Source organism: Stenotrophomonas sp. YJH_SMC_19, assembly GCF_059367915.1.
Map to the genome: position 1 here is coordinate 112,623 of NZ_JCAFRI010000003.1, position 14,902 is coordinate 127,524.

A 14,902-nucleotide genomic window follows, 5' to 3' on the forward strand; every position below is an offset into this window, starting at 1 on the left:
GAGAAGTAGAGGAGGAAGCAAGGAGCACTGCCGGGCTATCAAGACCCATCCTTGCGTCTCACCTGTGGCCGGACTCGGACATACCTTCCCCTGAATCCGTGACGCAAGTATAGGCACAACTGTGATGAAAGTCTCATTATTTTTCTGAACGCCAATTCATTGACGCCTCAAATGTGACGTGTTAGGCGAAATCATTATTGGGGGAGCGCAAGGAATTTGACGGTGGCCGGATCAGGCCACAGACGACCCTGCATGACGCACCTGGTGGCGCATTCGGCATGCGCGTAAACAGGCCTTTTTAAGGCGGAAATCACCTTATTTGATGCGCATCACTCTTTGTTGGTGATGGCCCTAGCAGATTCGGAATCGTCCTATTAAAGACGGATCGAACCTGTCGCTAACTAGGACACACCGAACCAGAGAACGTGTCATGAGAACCTCCCTTCTGCTGTGCGTGGCCCTGATGTCCGTCAGTGCGCTGGCCCAAGCCAGCAGCGGCAGCATTCGTTTCAGCGGCCGTATCGCCGAGCCGGGCTGCATGACCAACCTGTCCCAGGGCGAGCTGAGCCTGGCGGCCTGCCCGCCGTCGGCCAAGGGCTCGACGGTGGCTGTGACGGCGCTGGCCGATGGCCAAGCCGCGACGCTGCGCGACGGCAAGCGCCAGGGGCAGAAGCTGTCGGTGTCGGCCAGCGCGATGCGCGCCGGCGATATCGCCTTCTCCGAGCGCTACAGCGTGCAGGCTTCGAAGCAGCAGCCGCTGCAGGGCGCCTACCTGGTGGTGGTCGACTACCTGTAAGCCGACGTGTTTATGCCGGCGGCAGCTCGAAGACCTGGCGCAGGTAGGCCAGGTAGCCGGGGTCGTCGCACATGCTCTTGCCCGGCGAATCGCTGAGCTTGGCCACCGGCTGGCCGTTGCAGCGGACCATCTTGATCACGATGTTCAGCGGCGTCGGACCCAGATCATTGGTCAGGTGGGTGCCGACGCCGAACGCGACCTGGCAGCGACCACGGAAGTAGTCGTACAGGCGCATGACCTTGGCGATGTCGAGCCCATCGCTGAACACCAGCACCTTGCTGCGCGGATCGACGCGGCGCTGCTGGAAGTGCGCCAGCATGCGGTCGCCCCAGTCGAACGGATCGCCCGAATCGTGGCGGACACCGTCGAACAGCTTGCAGAAGTACATATCGAAGTCGCGCAGGAACGCATCCAGGCCGACCACGTCGGACAGCGCGATGCCGAGGTCGCCGCGATACTCGCGTGCCCACGATTCCAGCGCCGCCACCTGCGAGTCACGCAGGCGTGGGCCCAGCGCCTGGAAGGCCTGCAGATACTCATGGGCCATGGTGCCGTGCGGGGTCATGCCATACAGGCGGGCGAAGTGCACGTTGCTGGTGCCGACCAGCTGCGGGCCCAGTGCATCGCGCAGCAGCGGCAGCAGGCGCGCGTGCCAGTCGCGCGAGTAGCGGCGGCGGCTGCCGTAGTCGGCGATGCGGCACTGTTCGAAACCGGGGGTATCGCGCAACAGCGCGGCCTTGGCCTGCAGGCGGCGCTCGCCTTCGGCGAAGTCAGGCGTGGTGGTGTTGCGGAACCAGACTTCGTTGATGATCGCCAGCAGCGGCACTTCGAACAGGATGGTGTGCAGCCACGGGCCGGTGATGTCCAGTTCGATCTCGCCGGGCACGGTCTTCGACGCGCGCAGCTGGATGTACTTGCGGTCGAGGTGGAACAGGCCGAGGAAATCGGCGAAGTCGGGCTTCACGAAGCGCAGGCCACGCATGTAATCCAGCTCCGCGTCGCTGAAACGCAGGCTGCACAGGTGGTCGATCTCTTCGTCGATCTGGTCGATGTAATGGGCCAGGTCGATGCCGGGCGTGCGGCACTTGAACCGGTACTGCACCTGGGCACCGGGGTGCTGGTGGAGCACCGCCTGCATCATGGTGAACTTGTACAGGTCGGTGTCGAGCAGGGACTGGATGATAGGCATGGGGCGGATTATGCGCCCAGCAGGGTGAACCGGGGGCGCGGCCAGTGGATCCACACCACGCGTGGATGACCCTATCCATGCAGCCGAGCGTGGGCTCGGCTCTACAACGACTTGCGCACCAGGCGCGGCACCAGCATCAGGGCGTGGGCCCAGATCGCGCCCCATACCGCAACACGCACCGGCAGCGAACGCTGCTTCGCTTCGAACTTCTGGAAATAGCGCCACAGGCCCCGGTGCTTGTGCCATTCCACGAAGAACGGCCGCGAACGGCTGGAGACGCCACGAACGTGGACGACCTGCAGGTCATTGGCGATGGCCACCACCGCCCCCGCTTCGCGCGCGCGCCGGCACAAGTCCAGGTCTTCGGCATGCAGGCGATAGCCGGCATCCCAGCCACCGATGCGGTCGAACAGCGCACGCGGCATCAGCAGCAGCGCGCCAGACAACGCCGGCACCCGCTGCAGCGCCTGCTGCGGATCGCGCGGGACCGACAGCTTCGAGCCTTTGCCGGGCGAACGCAGCATCAACAGGAAATCCGGATCACGACGGCGCACGGCCTCGTCGGCATGGCCATGCTCGTCCAGCTGTTCGACACCCAGCAGGCAATCCCCCAACCGTTCGGCACGACTGCGCAGCTCGGCCAGAGTATCGGGCTCAACCATCAGGTCCGGGTTGATGAAGGCCAGCCACGGGCTGTGCGAATCGGCCACCCCCTGGTTGTTTGCGGCGGCAAAGCCGGGATTGTCCGGATTGCCGACAAAACGCACGCGCGGGTCGTGGCTGGCATGGCGCTGCACGATATCCAGCGTGCCATCCATCGAGCCGTTGTCAATCACCCGGATTTCGGCCACGTCCCGCGCCTGGCGCAGACGGGAGAGACAGGCATCGATGGTGCTGCCGCTCTGGTAGGTGACGACGATGGCGGCGATGGCAACATTCAAACGGGTGGCTCCGGCGCGGAAGGAACGAACAGGTCGCCCTGTTCCTTCGGCATTATCGCCTGCCGCATGCGCTGCTGCAGGTCGGCACGCAGCCCGTGCAGCGGGTCGTGCATCAGGAAGTCCGCCAACCGAGGCACCCAGCCCGGCCAGCGCGCAGCCAGCGCTTCAAGATCGCCGTCACGGCTGACCGCCTCCCCCGCCCGGCTGACGAAGGCGGTCTCGCACAGCACGTTGCGCCATCCCAGGCCGGCCATGCGCAGGCTCAGGTCCACCAGCGCCGCGTTCCAGCCGGCGTAGCTGTCCACGTCCAGGCCCCCGGCACGTCGACGCGCGTTGCCCCGCACCAGCACCGCATGGGTGACTGCGGACGGCAGCTCGGGGTGCAGGGTTGGCAATGTGGCACAGGTATGCGCCAGCAGGGCCGGATCATGGGGTTCGGGATTGATCTCGCCCAGCCTGGGCCACGCAGCGGTTTCGCCGGCATTGCACCACGGGGTTGCGGTGGCGATGGCGGCATCGCGGGCGAAGGTGTCCTGCAGCTGCTGCAGCCAGCCCGGCGCGGGCACGCTGTCCGGTGCCAGCACCGCCACGTCCATGCCATCGCAGGCGCGCAACATCTCGTCCAGGTGGGCCACCTCGCCCAGCGGCCGCGCGCGGCGGGTGTACTCGGCCTGCAGTGGCGTATGCGCCAACCAATGTTCCACCACCGCCTGCGCGCGCGGCCCGGTCTGCGCATCGTCGGCCAACCAGACCGCGGTGCCCGGCGCGGTGCCGGCATCCAGTGCGGCCAGGCAGCGGTCGAGCGCGGCATCGTCCACGCACAGCGGCAACAACACGATCGCCCCCATCCCGCCTCCGTGGTTGTCGTTAGCCACAGCCTAGCACCGGGAGGGTATCGGCCGGGTTGCACCCGGCACCCGCTTCAGGCCAGGGCAACAGCAACAGCCGAAGCAAGAGCTGGGTTCCTGGGGTTGGCGGGGTGGGTCCGGTTGCGGGGGACGCTGCAAGTCCCCCTTCCGGGGCCCGGCCCAGCCGCTGGCGGCTGGGCCGGCCTGTGGGTTTACGGCGTGTCCTGCCAACCCACACCGCCCCGCCACCCCTCAGTAAACCCGCTGTTGCCGTTGCTGTTGCTGTTGCTGTTGCTGTTGCTCCAGCTCCGGCCTCTGCGGGTGCCGGGCGCAGCCCGGCCGCAAACCCCTTACTTCTTTGCGCGCGGCTGGTTCAGCGGCTCCATCGCGCGGAAGCGCTGGCTGTACTCGTCGGTCAGATTCCGCGCTTCCTGCCCGTTGCGCACGATGCTCGGGGTCAGCAGCACGATCACCTCCGAACGGCGGCTGGTACGGCTCTTCTGCCCGAACAGCGCGCCGACCACCGGAATCCGGCTCAGGCCGGGAATGCCGCTGCTGCCATCGGTGGCCGAATCGGTGATCAGGCCGGCCAGCATGATGGTGTCGCCGCTCTGCACCGCCGCTTCGGTCGACAGCTTCTTGGTGGAAATCCGCGGGTTGCAGTTGCGCTCGGTCGGATTGCAGTTGTCGGGCACGTTCGAGGCGCTGCTCACTTCCTGCACGATATCGAGGAACACCGTGCCATCGCGGGTTACGCGCGGGCGCACCTTCAGGATCACGCCGGTGTCGATGTACTGCACCGAACTGTAGGTGCCGGTGCCGATACCGGTGTTGACCGTGGTGGTGTTGATCGGCACCTTGTCGCCCACGTTGAGCGTGGCCTCGGCGTTGTTGCGCACGAACACCGAGGGGGTCTGCAGCAGGCGTACATCGGTGACCTTGTCCAGCGCGCTCACCACCGCCGCACCATTGTGGCCGGTGAATGCCCAGCCCAGGCCTTCGCCACCGGTCGCGGCACCGGCGAAGCTGCTCCAGGAGCCACCCGCTGCTGCCGGCAGGGTCACGCCGCCCAATGCTCCCGTCAGTGCACGCCCGGCCACGGCATTGTCGAAGAACCAGTTCACGCCGTACTTCAGGTCACCATCCAGCGACACCTCGGCCACCTGGGCTTCGATGTGCACCTGCAGCGGCATCACGTCCAGCTTCTCGATCACCTCGCGGATCGAGCGCCAGGCCTGCGGGGTCGAACGCACCAGCAGGGTATTGGTCTCCTCCACCGCCGAGACGCCCACGCGATCGCCTTCCACTTCCAGGCTGACGCTGACGTTGCCGGACTGGCGCTGCGGCAGGTTCATGCTGCCGTTGCCGGCACCGCTGGAACCACTGCCCGGGGTCGAACCGAAACTGCTGCTGTTGTTGCTGTCCATGCCGCGCTCGCCGTCGCTGCCCAGCTGCGATGGAATCGCGCCGGGTGCCAGCGATGCCGGGCTGGAGCCGCCGCGGTTGCCGCTGCTGGCGAAGGCTTCACTGAGGCGTTCGGCCAGGTCGCGCGCCTTGATGTAGCGCAGCTCATAGGAGAACAGGCGCGCACTGCCACCGGCGGTATCGATACGGTCCAGCCACTGCTGGATCTGGTCCAGGTAACGCACCTGCGGGGTGATCACCAGCACGGCGTTGGCGTTTTCCAGCGGCAGGAAACGGAACATGCCGGCGCTGGGGGTCTTGCTCTCCTCGCCGAACACCTTCTCCAGGTCGGCAGCGACCTGCTCGGCCTTGCCCGACTGGATCGGGAACACGCCCACCGACATGCCCGACAGCCAGTCGACGTCGAAGATCTCGACGGTGCGCATGTAGTTTTCCAGCTCGGCGCGGGTACCGCCCAGAGTGATCACGTTGCGGCCGCTGTCGACGTTGACGATCGCATTGGGCCGCGCATAGGGCTCCAGCACCTTCTTCATCTCGGTGGCGGAGATGAACTGCAGCGGGATTATCCGTACCTCGAAGCCACGCGCACTGGCTGCAGGCGCCGTGCTCGGCGCAACCGTACCGGCCAGCGCCTGGTCGGCAGCGACGATGTTGTAGCGGCCACCGCTGTAGACCATGCGGGCGTTGTTCCAGCCCAGCACCATCTCCAGCAGGTTCAACGCCTGCGCCGGCGACACCGGCTTGGGCGTGGCCAGGGTGACCGTGCCCTGCACGCCCGGTGCGATCACGTAGTTCTGGCCCAGCATGTCACCGAGGATGGCCTTGACCACCGCGTGCACCGACTCGCCTTCGAAATTGAAGGTTGCTTCACCGGTGCTGGCGCCATGCAGCGCCGGTGCCGGTGCACGTGCTGCTTCGCGGTTGATCATGGTGCCGGTGCCACGGCGGATCACCGCCTGCGGAGCGCCCTGGGCGTCACGGGCAGCATCTGCTGCGACATCAGCTGCCTGGCCGGCCTCGGCAGTCGGCGACAGATTGCCCTTGCGCTGCACATGCGGCGCGGACACGGTGCTGCAGCCGACCAGCAGCGCGAGGGCAAAGGACCAGGGAAGAAAACGCAGGCTCATGCATTCACTCTATCGGTTGGTGCCATCGCCCGGGGGCGGCGACGGTTGTTGCTGCTGTTGTTGCTGCAGCTGGCGGCGACGGGCCTGGATGCGTTCGCGGATGGCCTGCATCTGCGCTTCGCTGGGGCCATTGGTGTTGGCAGGAGGTGCCGCGGCGGCGGCTGATGGCACGCTGCTGGCGGGCTGCGGCTGCGCGGTTGCGGTTGCAGCAGCCGGAGGTGGGGATGGCATCGGCGGAGCGCCCGCCGGCGGTGGCACAACGACCGCACCCGCCGGCGGCGCGCCATTGGCACCCCGCAGTACGGTGGGCGGCTCGCCGCCCTGGCCATTGAACACGGCCAGTTTCAGCACCTGGCTGCCACTTGGGCCGATCACCGTGGCCTGGCGCGGCGCAAGCCCCACAAGTTGCCAGCCGTCCACCGCTTCGCCGTTGAGGCGCAGCCGCAGCGAACGGTTCTGTTCGGTGGTGAAGGTGGCCATGCCGAAGTCGCCGGTCAGCAGCACGCCGGTCAGGCGCAGCGCGGCGCTGGCGGCCGGCTCGCTGCCACCGAGCAGGTAGGGCTTCGGCCTGCGGTCCTCGGCGAACAGCGGTCGCTCACCGATCGCGCTGTAGCTGTCGGCGCTGGGCATGCGTTCTGCGGCCAACGGCGGCAGCACCGGCAGCGAAGGCACCGCATCGGCATCGCCATCCGCACCTGGCAGCTGGCTGCCCAGACCGAAGCCAGTGGCCAGCCAGACCGCCGCAGCCCAACCGGCCAGGGCCAGCAGGAAACCGGTGCGCAGGCTGATCTGCTCAAGTTTCATCAGCGACCTCCTGTCCCTCGACCGGCGCCGCCGGTGCGGGGGCGGGTGGCGCTGAAGGCGGCTGCGGCGCGGACACCGGTTCGGCGGCAGGCGTCGGCGCACTGCCATCGGCAGCAGCCCCCGGCAGCAGGTAACCAGCCAGTTCGAATGACACATCCAGGCCGAGCCCGGATTCATTCGGCGACTGCTGGAAGCGCTGCGCGATCAGGTTGAGGTTGTCGACGAACAGGCGCGGGCTGCCGGTCTCCAGGCTGTGCAGCACCGTGGCCAGTTCGGCCACGCCACAGCGCAGGCGCACCTGCATGGCGACGCGCACGAACTCGGCGTCGCGGCGGTTGTCGGTGAGCGGCGTGCGGTTGCTGATGGTGCAGCTGCGGTTGCCCGGGCTGGCCATCGCCACCGCATCCTGCAGCTTCGCGCCGAGCGCAGCGGCTGCAGCCTCGGCGGTGGCCTCGCGCAGGAAGCCCGGCCGCTGCTGCAGTGCCTCGCGGGTGGCACGCAGGCGCTGTTCGATCTGCGGCTGCTGCTGCAGCTGCGCCTGCACGCGCTGCTCGCGCTCGCGCAGGGCGGCGACATCAGCATCGATTTCGCGCAGCGGCTGGGTGAACCAGGGGTGCACCAGCAGCAGGTAGGCCAGGCCCAGCACTGCCAGCAACAGTGCCAGTGCCAGCCAGCGGTCACGGCGTGTGCTTGGCATCGGCATCGGCCGCCTCCCGGTTCGGGGCTGCCGCCGGCAACGGCTGCAGTTCAGCGGTCATGGTGAAGCGGTCGCGGCCACTGGCGGCGCCATCGGCCTGCAGTACGCCGGTCAAGTTGACCTTGCGCCACTGCGGCGCATCCTGCAGCAGCTGCACCAGCTGCGAGGCCTCGCGGCTCAGGCCGATCAGCTGCAGGTTGTTGTTCTCGATGGCCAGTTTTTCCAGGTACGTTCCCTCCGGCAGGCGCCGGGTCAGTTCGTTCCAGATCTCCACCGTACCCGCGCGCTGGCCGCGCTGCTTTTCAAGGAACGCGGCACCGTCGATCAGCGCCTGCAGCTGGGCACGTTCGCTGGCTACGCCACGCGCACTGCGCGCGCTGCGCTCCACCTGGGCACGCAGTTCGTCGGCCGCCGCGCGGCGATTGTCCAGCACCTGCAGGCCAGACAGCACCAGCATCACCACCGCGGCCACGGCCAGCAGAAGGTTCCAGCGCCGCATCGGGTCGGCCTGCAGCTGACGCTGCGCGGGCGGCAGCAGGTTCACCTGCAGGATGTTGCCCTGCGCATCAATGGCATCGACACCGGACAGTGCATCGGCCCATTGGCCCACGTTGCTGCGCCAGGCCTCGAGCTGCCGCAACGGCCAGGCCACCAGTTCGACCTGCAGCTGGCCCTCGCCCGCCGCGCCACGTTCACGCACGTCATAGCTGACCTGGCTGGATTCAAAAGGCGTCTGCCGGTCGATCTCGAAACCGACCACCGCACGCAGGCGGTCAGCCGCCGCCGCCGGCAGGCGCAGCTGCCGGCGCAGCACATCGCTTGCCGGCAGCAGCCACACCCGCGGCAAGCTGCGCAGGCGGGCTTCCAGCACGCGATCCAGTTCGGCCGGGGACAGCGGCCACGGCAGCCGTACGACCGGTTCGCGGCGCTCCCCCGCCTCACGCCAGACCTGAAGGTGGTCGCCTTCGCGCTGCAGCAGCAGGCGCGCCTGTGCCCAGCCCAGTGCCCACTGCCAACGTGCCGGCACCCAGGCCAGCAGCGATTGCCGCCACCAGCGCAGGAAACGGCCGGCGCCAGGGCCGATCCGGCCCTGTACCTGCCGCACACTGTCCTGCCATGCCGTCATCTTGCTGTCATTCCCTGCTCCCAGCGAAGCACTGTGTAGGACCGCCCGGGAACCCCGCCCGAGCCATTGCGTACCACTGCCTGCAACACCGACCGGCGTCCACTGCCGTCGGTTGCACGAGACTCGATACTATAGGTGCCGCTGCTGCTGGCAAGCGTTGTCGCACCGCCAGCGGTATCTGCGTCACGCTCCTGCTGTGCGCGCTGCGCCAGCACGGTATCCGCATCCAGGCCCAGTGCGGTCAGCACCGGCGCGCTGGCAAACTGGGGATCCGGGCGCGCCTGGCGGCTGTACAGGGTCAGGTGCGGCAGCATGGCCTGGTACAGCGGGCCGCGCATGCCGAGTACCCGCTGCAGCTCGCCCAGCGTCTCGAAACGCTTGTTGCGGGGGCCATAGGGCAGGCCTGCTGCGGCATAGTCGGGCGCTTCGGCACCGCCGCCGGGCTGCAGCAGGCTGTCTTCGTCGCGCCAGTCGACGATCGCGCCGGCCAGCTGGCGGGCCTGCGCTTCGTCTTCACCCAGCGCCTTGAGGAAGGCGCTCAGCAGAGCCACGTCGGCCAGGTTCAGGTTGATCTTGCCGTTCTCGTCCAGCACCTTGATCTCGATGCTGGCGTCATCGAACTGCCAACGATAGACACGGCCATCGGCGCGCCAGGGCGCCCGCTGCGGATCGGCGGACAGGCGCGTCAGCGCGTACTCAAGTCCCGCCCGTGCACGCTCCTGGCCACGCGCATCATCATCCAGCACCCGCTGCTGCAGATGCTCGACCCGCGCGCTCAACGCGAACGCGCCCACCAGCGCCGTCATCAGGGCGATCAGCCACAGGACCAGTACCAGCGCCGCGCCGTGCGCCCGGCTCATCGCGCTCCTCCACTGCCGCCCGCGCGCGGAGCGACCACCAGTGCAGGCCAGGGAGCGCCCTTGGCGGGCACGATCTGGATCTCCACCAGCATCGGCAGGCGCCGGGTATCATCCCAGCGCGGCATCCAATCAGTCACCTGCCCGGTGCTGGCATCGATGCCGCGATAGCGCAGTTGCACCGACTTGAGGTTCTCCACCAGCACCTCCGGTGGGCGCGGCGGAGTTTCGGCGATGCGCTCGCCCTCCTGCAGCAGCACCAAGTCGAGCAGGAGGCGTTGCTGGCCGCTGCGGCCATCCACCTGCAGTGCGTGCAGGTAGGCACCGCCACGGCCCAGATAGCCCGGTAGATCGGCCGCGAACAGCATGCGTTGCTCTTCGCCCTGGAAGAAGATCGGTTCGCGGGTGGGATCGGGCACTTCCAGCGGCGTGCGCAGCGCACCGGCCAGCTGCCGCCGCAGCAGAGCCTCGACCGCACGCATGCGTTCGCTCTCGGCGGCAATCTGCTCGCCACGCTGGCTCACCGCCATCGCCGAGCGCACGCTGGCAAAGGCCAACGCCAGGCCACCGGCCAACAGCACCGTGGCCAACATCACTTCCACCAAGGTAAAGCCTGCGGCGCGTCGCTTCATCGCGCGCTCTCCAGGTCCGGCGGCAGCAGGCGCAGGCTGCGCCAGCGCAGTTGTTCGCGTTCGCCTTCGCCCCAGCGCACCTGAAGCTGCAGCTCGGCCAGCCAGGGAGCCCCCGGCGATTGCGCCTGTGCCTGTACCGCGCTGGCGGCACGCGGCTCGACCCATGGCTGTACCTGCAGCTCCCAATGGTATCGGCCCTGTTCCCAGTCGCCCTGCTGGCTGCCCACCTGCAATGGCGCGGCGACACCGGCTTCGGCCAGCAGCGATTGCGCATGCAGCACCGCACGCGTGCGCAGCTCGGCCTCTCGGACCTGTTTCGCGCCACCTGACAGGCTGCCCAGAAGCAGCGTCAGCGCCAGGCCCAGCAAGGCGAAGGCGATGATCACTTCCAGCAACGTAAAACCACGCGCCTGCCGTTTCATGGCGCCTGCCACGGGCCGGAGCGGACCTCGCCGGTCAGCCAGCCGACATCGATGCGCCATTCGGCGCCCTCACGTTGCAGGCGGATGCGGCCACCACTGGAACCACCGTCGGGATGGAACTCGATCACGCCCTGCCCCGGCGCGGTGGCCAGCTGCGCGGCGCCTTCGAACTGCACCTGCAGCTGCGTCGGCACATCGCCCTGCCGCTGGTTGGCCCCCTGCCAACGGCGACGCGCCGGCTCGATCACGAAGCGCTGCGGCTCACCGCGCGCGATGGCCTGGGCGCGCACCATGCGCAGCTGATTGGCGATGTCCTTGCCGGCGCTGCGCAGCTGCATGCCTGCAAAGCCGCGCGACAGACCCGCGGCGGTGATCAGGCCGATCGCGGCGATCAGCGCGATCACCAGCAGCATTTCCAGCAGCGACAGGCCCGCTGCGCGCCTGCCGTGCAGGCGCGGGCGAGGCAGCCGGCGCGGCAGGAAATGCATCATGCCTGGTTACGGCTGGTAGCGGATGTCAGCGTCGACGCTGCTGCCGCCGGACTTGCCGTCCTTGCCCAGGCTGATCAGTTCATACGGCTGGCCTTCGCCCGGCGCGCGGTACTCCAACGCGTGGCCCCACGGGTCATTCAGGTCGGCCGGCTTGGCGTACGGGCCCAGCCAGCCACCGACACCTGCTGGTGCGGTCACCAGATCGTTGAGCGAGCCAGGCAGCTTGCCGGTATCGATCTGGTAGTTGTCGACCTTGGAGGCAACGGTCTGCACCTGGGCCTTGGCGATGTTCGCCTTGCCACGATCGGCACCGCCCAGCACGCGGCTGGCGACCAGGGTCAGCACCGCGCCGATCAGCACGATGACGATGATGATCTCCAGCAGGCTCATGCCCGACTGGTTGCGCGCGGCAGTGAAGGAAAGGCGGATCGGTCGACGGGAAGCAATCATGGTCGGTCCTTTCAGTTGCGGAGTGTCGGGGTTGCGTAGGGAGCCATCATCAGCCGATGGCATTGGTCAGGTCGTACAACGGCACCAGCACGGCGACGATCACCGCACCGACCACCGAGGCCAGCACCAGGGTGATCGCCGGCACCATCGCGGCCAACAGGCGGTCGATGCGACGGGCGCTGTCCTGTTCAAACGTGTCGGCAGCTTTCAGCAGCATGGTATCGAGGGCACCGGATTCCTCGCCGACCTGGATCATCTGCAGGGCCAGGCGTGGGAAACGCTTGCCGCGTGACAGTGCCAGCGACAGGCCGGCACCGTTCTTCACTTCGTCGGCGGCCGCTTCCACATCAGCGGCCAGCGCGCGGTTGCCCAGCACGTTGCGTGCGATGCCCAGCGCCCCGAGCAGCGGCACGCCATTGCGCAGCAGGGTGCCCAGCGTGCGCGCCAGCCGCGCGGTTTCCAGTTCGCCCAGCAGGCGGCCGATGCCGCGACGCTGCAGCAGCCATCCATCCAGCGCCAGCCGGAACGCCGGTTGCCGTACCTTGCGTTCGAAGAACAATGCCAGCAGTGCGGGCACTACCAGCAGCAGCACCCACCAGTCGCGCACGAACAGGCCCAGCTGCAGCACCGCATTGGTGAACCACGGCAGCGCCACGTCCAGGCTTTCGTACATCTGCGCGAACTGTGGCACCACGTAACCGAGCAGGAACAGCAGCGCACCGCCCACCACCACCAGCAGGATGGCCGGATAGACCAGTGCGTTGATCACCTTGCCCTGCAGCGCGCGGCTGCGTTCGAGGTAGTCGGCCAGCCGCTGCAGGGTCTCGTGCAGGCTGCCACCCGCCTCGCCGGCACGCACCATGTTCACGTACAGGCGCGAGAACAGGCCGTGCTGGCGCTCCAGCGCGGTCGACAGCGGCGCACCGCCGCGCACCACGTCGCGGATGTCGGTGATCGCACGCCGCGAGCGTTCGTCTTCCGGAAGCCCGAGCAGGATCGACAGTGCACGGTCCAGCGGCTGGCCGGCACCAAGCAGGGTCGCCAGCTGCTGGGTGAACTGCAGCAGCGCCGCGCCCTGCAACGGGCGCTGGCGCAGCAGCGTGCGCCAGCTGCTGCCGCCGACCACGCCGCCATCGGCCAGCTGGGTCTCCATCGGCAGATGGCCCTGATCCTGCAGGCGCGCGACCAGTTCGGCCTCGCTGGCGGCTTCCATCTGCCCGTCGAATATCTCGCCGTGCGAATTGAGCGCTTTGTAGCGGTAGTTCGGCATGTCAGCCCCGGCGTCCTGCGCGCATCAGCTTTCCTCGGTCACGCGCAGCACTTCCTCGATGGTGGTCTGGCCGCTGAGTGCTTTGGCCAGGCCATCCTCGTACATGGTGCGCATGCCGGCTTCACGGGCGATGCGTTCGATCTCGCCCATGCCATCGCGGCGCATCACCGCACGCCGCAGCGCGTCGTTCATCACCAGGAATTCCATGATGGTGGTGCGGCCCAGGTAACCAGTCGGCGCCAGTGCCGAAGGCTTCGGGCGGTATAGATGGATCGGCCCTTCCGGCTGCAGGCGGCGCAGCTCGAAACGCTCGATCTCCTCCGGCGAGGCTTCATAGCGCTCGGCGTGGGTCGGCTCCAGCCGACGCACCAGGCGCTGGGCCAGGATGCCGTTGATGGTGGACGTGAGGAGATAGTCCTCCACGCCCATGTCGAGCAGGCGGGTGATGCCGCCGGCCGCATTGTTGGTGTGCAGGGTGGACAGCACCAGGTGGCCGGTCAGCGCCGACTGGATCGCGATGCGCGCGGTTTCCAGGTCGCGCATTTCGCCGATCATGATGATGTCCGGGTCCTGGCGCACGATGCTGCGCAGTGCGTTGGCGAAGTCCAGGCCGATCTGCGGCTTGGCCTGGATCTGGTTGATGCCCTCGATCTGGTACTCGACCGGATCTTCCACCGTGATGATCTTGACGTCGGCGGTGTTGAGCTGGCTCAGCGCGGTGTACAGCGTGGTGGTCTTGCCCGAACCGGTCGGGCCTGTGACCAGCAGGATGCCGTGCGGTTGTTCCAGCACTTTGCGGAACTGCGGCAGGAACGCATCGGTAAAGCCGAGACGATGGAAATCGAACACCACCGTTTCGCGGTCGAGCAGGCGCATCACCACGCTCTCGCCGTGCGCGGTCGGCACCGTGCTCACGCGCAGGTCCAGCTCCTTGCCCTGCACGCGCAGCATGATGCGGCCATCCTGCGGCAGGCGGCGCTCGGCGATGTTGAGGCGGGCCATGATCTTGATGCGGCTGATCACCGCTGCGGTGAGGTTGGCCGGCGGGCTTTCGCCCTCCACCAGTACGCCATCGACACGGTAACGCACCTTCAACCGGCTCTCGAACGGCTCGACATGGATATCCGAAGCGCGCAGTTCCACCGCACGCTGGATCACCAGGTTGACCAGGCGGATCACCGGCGCTTCCGAGGCCAGGTCGCGCAGGTGCTCGATATCGTCGACCGCGCCGCCCTCGCCGTCTGCGGTTTCGACAATCGCGCCCATCGCGCTGCGGCCCTGGCCGAACCAGCGCTCGACCAGATCATCGATCTCCGCACGCATGCCCAGCACCGGAGTCACCGGTACGCCAAGTGCCAGCTGCACAGCCTGCTGCGGATAGGGATCGTGGGCATCGGCCAGCCACAGCCGTACACCCTGTTCATCCAGCGCCAGCGGGCATACATGGAACTGTTTGAGGAAACGCAGGGACAGCGGCAGGCCCTCGGCCAGACCCTGGGGCGGTGAATCCGGCAGCTGCTTGCCATCCAGCAGCGGCAGGCCCAGCACCTCGGCGCTGGCCTGCGCCTGGTCACGTTCGGACACCAGCCCCAGCCGCACCAGCAGGCCAAGCAGGCTGCCGCCGGCCTCCGCGTGCAGCGGCCGTGCCCGTGCAAGATCGCTCTCCTTGAGGCGGCCACGCGCCAACAACGCATCCAGGATGCGGCCTTCGGCGTCGTCGGCAGCGGTTGCAGCAAGGGCGTTCACGTGACTCTCCTGTCAATCGGCTCGACTTTAGCAGTTACGTCGTGATTTCCGTCGCCCCGCCGCCCGCTTTCGTAAAAAGAC

The 14,902-nt window shown here is 67.7% G+C and carries 15 protein-coding genes; 1 reads left to right on the plus strand and 14 read right to left on the minus strand.

The genetic code is table 11. The annotated features are described in order from the left end of the window. The first annotated feature begins 430 nt into the window (after positions 1–430). A complete protein-coding gene (locus tag AC5P5R_RS05120) occupies positions 431–796 on the plus strand; it encodes a hypothetical protein (RefSeq protein WP_005408037.1) in 366 nt (121 codons plus the stop codon). A 10-nt stretch (positions 797–806) separates the two neighbouring features. Here the strand turns inward: AC5P5R_RS05120 and pncB are convergent, their stop codons facing one another. The 14 genes from pncB to gspE all read right to left on the minus strand — a co-directional run bounded on the left by pncB (position 807) and on the right by gspE (position 14,821). Next, on the minus strand, positions 807–1,985 hold the full coding sequence (gene pncB / locus AC5P5R_RS05125) for a nicotinate phosphoribosyltransferase (RefSeq protein WP_005412211.1): 1,179 nt from the start codon (positions 1,983–1,985) through the stop codon (positions 807–809). 101 nt (positions 1,986–2,086) lie between these two features. Continuing rightward, positions 2,087–2,926, minus strand: coding sequence for a glycosyltransferase family 2 protein (locus tag AC5P5R_RS05130; protein ID WP_100438871.1), 840 nt, complete (start codon positions 2,924–2,926; stop codon positions 2,087–2,089). Next, on the minus strand, positions 2,923–3,774 hold the full coding sequence (locus AC5P5R_RS05135; protein ID WP_005412209.1) for a glycosyltransferase family 2 protein: 852 nt from the start codon (positions 3,772–3,774) through the stop codon (positions 2,923–2,925). The genes AC5P5R_RS05130 and AC5P5R_RS05135 overlap by 4 nt, the downstream gene beginning before the upstream one ends. Positions 3,775–4,124: 350 nt before the next feature. Further along, on the minus strand, positions 4,125–6,326 hold the full coding sequence (gene gspD, locus AC5P5R_RS05140) for a type II secretion system secretin GspD (RefSeq protein WP_100438869.1): 2,202 nt from the start codon (positions 6,324–6,326) through the stop codon (positions 4,125–4,127). A gap of 9 nt (positions 6,327–6,335) precedes the next feature. Then, positions 6,336–7,130, minus strand: a complete 795-nt coding sequence (locus AC5P5R_RS05145) for a type II secretion system protein, XpsN-like (RefSeq protein WP_100438868.1) — start codon at positions 7,128–7,130, stop codon at positions 6,336–6,338. Then, on the minus strand, positions 7,120–7,833 hold the full coding sequence (gene gspM / locus AC5P5R_RS05150) for a type II secretion system protein GspM (RefSeq protein WP_164281577.1): 714 nt from the start codon (positions 7,831–7,833) through the stop codon (positions 7,120–7,122). The genes AC5P5R_RS05145 and gspM overlap by 11 nt, the downstream gene beginning before the upstream one ends. Continuing rightward, positions 7,808–8,953 (minus strand): PilN domain-containing protein, encoded by a 1,146-nt coding sequence (locus AC5P5R_RS05155; RefSeq protein WP_164281576.1) that lies wholly within the window; start codon positions 8,951–8,953, stop codon positions 7,808–7,810. The genes gspM and AC5P5R_RS05155 overlap by 26 nt, the downstream gene beginning before the upstream one ends. Next, positions 8,950–9,813, minus strand: a complete 864-nt coding sequence (locus tag AC5P5R_RS05160) for a type II secretion system minor pseudopilin (protein ID WP_005408029.1) — start codon at positions 9,811–9,813, stop codon at positions 8,950–8,952. The genes AC5P5R_RS05155 and AC5P5R_RS05160 overlap by 4 nt, the downstream gene beginning before the upstream one ends. Continuing rightward, entirely contained in the window at positions 9,810–10,442 is a 633-nt protein-coding gene (locus AC5P5R_RS05165) for a type II secretion system protein J (RefSeq protein ID WP_012479114.1), read from the minus strand. The genes AC5P5R_RS05160 and AC5P5R_RS05165 overlap by 4 nt, the downstream gene beginning before the upstream one ends. After that, positions 10,439–10,864, minus strand: a complete 426-nt coding sequence (gene xpsI, locus AC5P5R_RS05170) for a type II secretion system protein XpsI (protein ID WP_005412203.1) — start codon at positions 10,862–10,864, stop codon at positions 10,439–10,441. Before xpsI ends, AC5P5R_RS05165 begins: the two co-directional genes overlap by 4 nt. Next, complete coding sequence (gene xpsH, locus AC5P5R_RS05175) at positions 10,861–11,355, minus strand: type II secretion system protein XpsH (protein ID WP_024958716.1); 495 nt, start codon at positions 11,353–11,355, stop codon at positions 10,861–10,863. Before xpsH ends, xpsI begins: the two co-directional genes overlap by 4 nt. Positions 11,356–11,361: 6 nt before the next feature. Continuing rightward, positions 11,362–11,805 carry a type II secretion system major pseudopilin GspG gene (gene gspG, locus AC5P5R_RS05180; protein WP_012479112.1) on the minus strand — a complete coding sequence of 148 codons (444 nt, stop codon included), beginning with the start codon at positions 11,803–11,805 and terminating at the stop codon, positions 11,362–11,364. Positions 11,806–11,854: 49 nt separating this feature from the next. Beyond that, complete coding sequence (gene xpsF / locus AC5P5R_RS05185; protein WP_005408025.1) at positions 11,855–13,075, minus strand: type II secretion system protein XpsF; 1,221 nt, start codon at positions 13,073–13,075, stop codon at positions 11,855–11,857. 24 nt (positions 13,076–13,099) lie between these two features. Beyond that, the gene (gene gspE / locus AC5P5R_RS05190; protein WP_005408024.1) at positions 13,100–14,821 is read right to left on the minus strand and encodes a type II secretion system ATPase GspE; all 1,722 of its coding nucleotides are present in this window, start codon (positions 14,819–14,821) and stop codon (positions 13,100–13,102) included. Positions 14,822–14,902 lie beyond the last annotated feature (81 nt).

What these genes read in the sequence shown, in the direction of transcription:
- AC5P5R_RS05120 (WP_005408037.1), top strand. Translation starts at nt 431, where the DNA reads ATGAGAACCTCCCTTCTGCTGTGCGTGGCCCTGATGTCCGTCAGTGCG.
- pncB (WP_005412211.1), bottom strand. Translation starts at nt 1,985, where the DNA reads ATGCCTATCATCCAGTCCCTGCTCGACACCGACCTGTACAAGTTCACC.
- AC5P5R_RS05135 (WP_005412209.1), bottom strand. Translation starts at nt 3,774, where the DNA reads ATGGGGGCGATCGTGTTGTTGCCGCTGTGCGTGGACGATGCCGCGCTC.
- gspD (WP_100438869.1), bottom strand. Translation starts at nt 6,326, where the DNA reads ATGAGCCTGCGTTTTCTTCCCTGGTCCTTTGCCCTCGCGCTGCTGGTC.
- AC5P5R_RS05145 (WP_100438868.1), bottom strand. Translation starts at nt 7,130, where the DNA reads ATGAAACTTGAGCAGATCAGCCTGCGCACCGGTTTCCTGCTGGCCCTG.
- gspM (WP_164281577.1), bottom strand. Translation starts at nt 7,833, where the DNA reads ATGCCGATGCCAAGCACACGCCGTGACCGCTGGCTGGCACTGGCACTG.
- AC5P5R_RS05155 (WP_164281576.1), bottom strand. Translation starts at nt 8,953, where the DNA reads ATGACGGCATGGCAGGACAGTGTGCGGCAGGTACAGGGCCGGATCGGC.
- AC5P5R_RS05160 (WP_005408029.1), bottom strand. Translation starts at nt 9,813, where the DNA reads ATGAGCCGGGCGCACGGCGCGGCGCTGGTACTGGTCCTGTGGCTGATC.
- AC5P5R_RS05165 (WP_012479114.1), bottom strand. Translation starts at nt 10,442, where the DNA reads ATGAAGCGACGCGCCGCAGGCTTTACCTTGGTGGAAGTGATGTTGGCC.
- xpsI (WP_005412203.1), bottom strand. Translation starts at nt 10,864, where the DNA reads ATGAAACGGCAGGCGCGTGGTTTTACGTTGCTGGAAGTGATCATCGCC.
- xpsH (WP_024958716.1), bottom strand. Translation starts at nt 11,355, where the DNA reads ATGATGCATTTCCTGCCGCGCCGGCTGCCTCGCCCGCGCCTGCACGGC.
- gspG (WP_012479112.1), bottom strand. Translation starts at nt 11,805, where the DNA reads ATGATTGCTTCCCGTCGACCGATCCGCCTTTCCTTCACTGCCGCGCGC.
- xpsF (WP_005408025.1), bottom strand. Translation starts at nt 13,075, where the DNA reads ATGCCGAACTACCGCTACAAAGCGCTCAATTCGCACGGCGAGATATTC.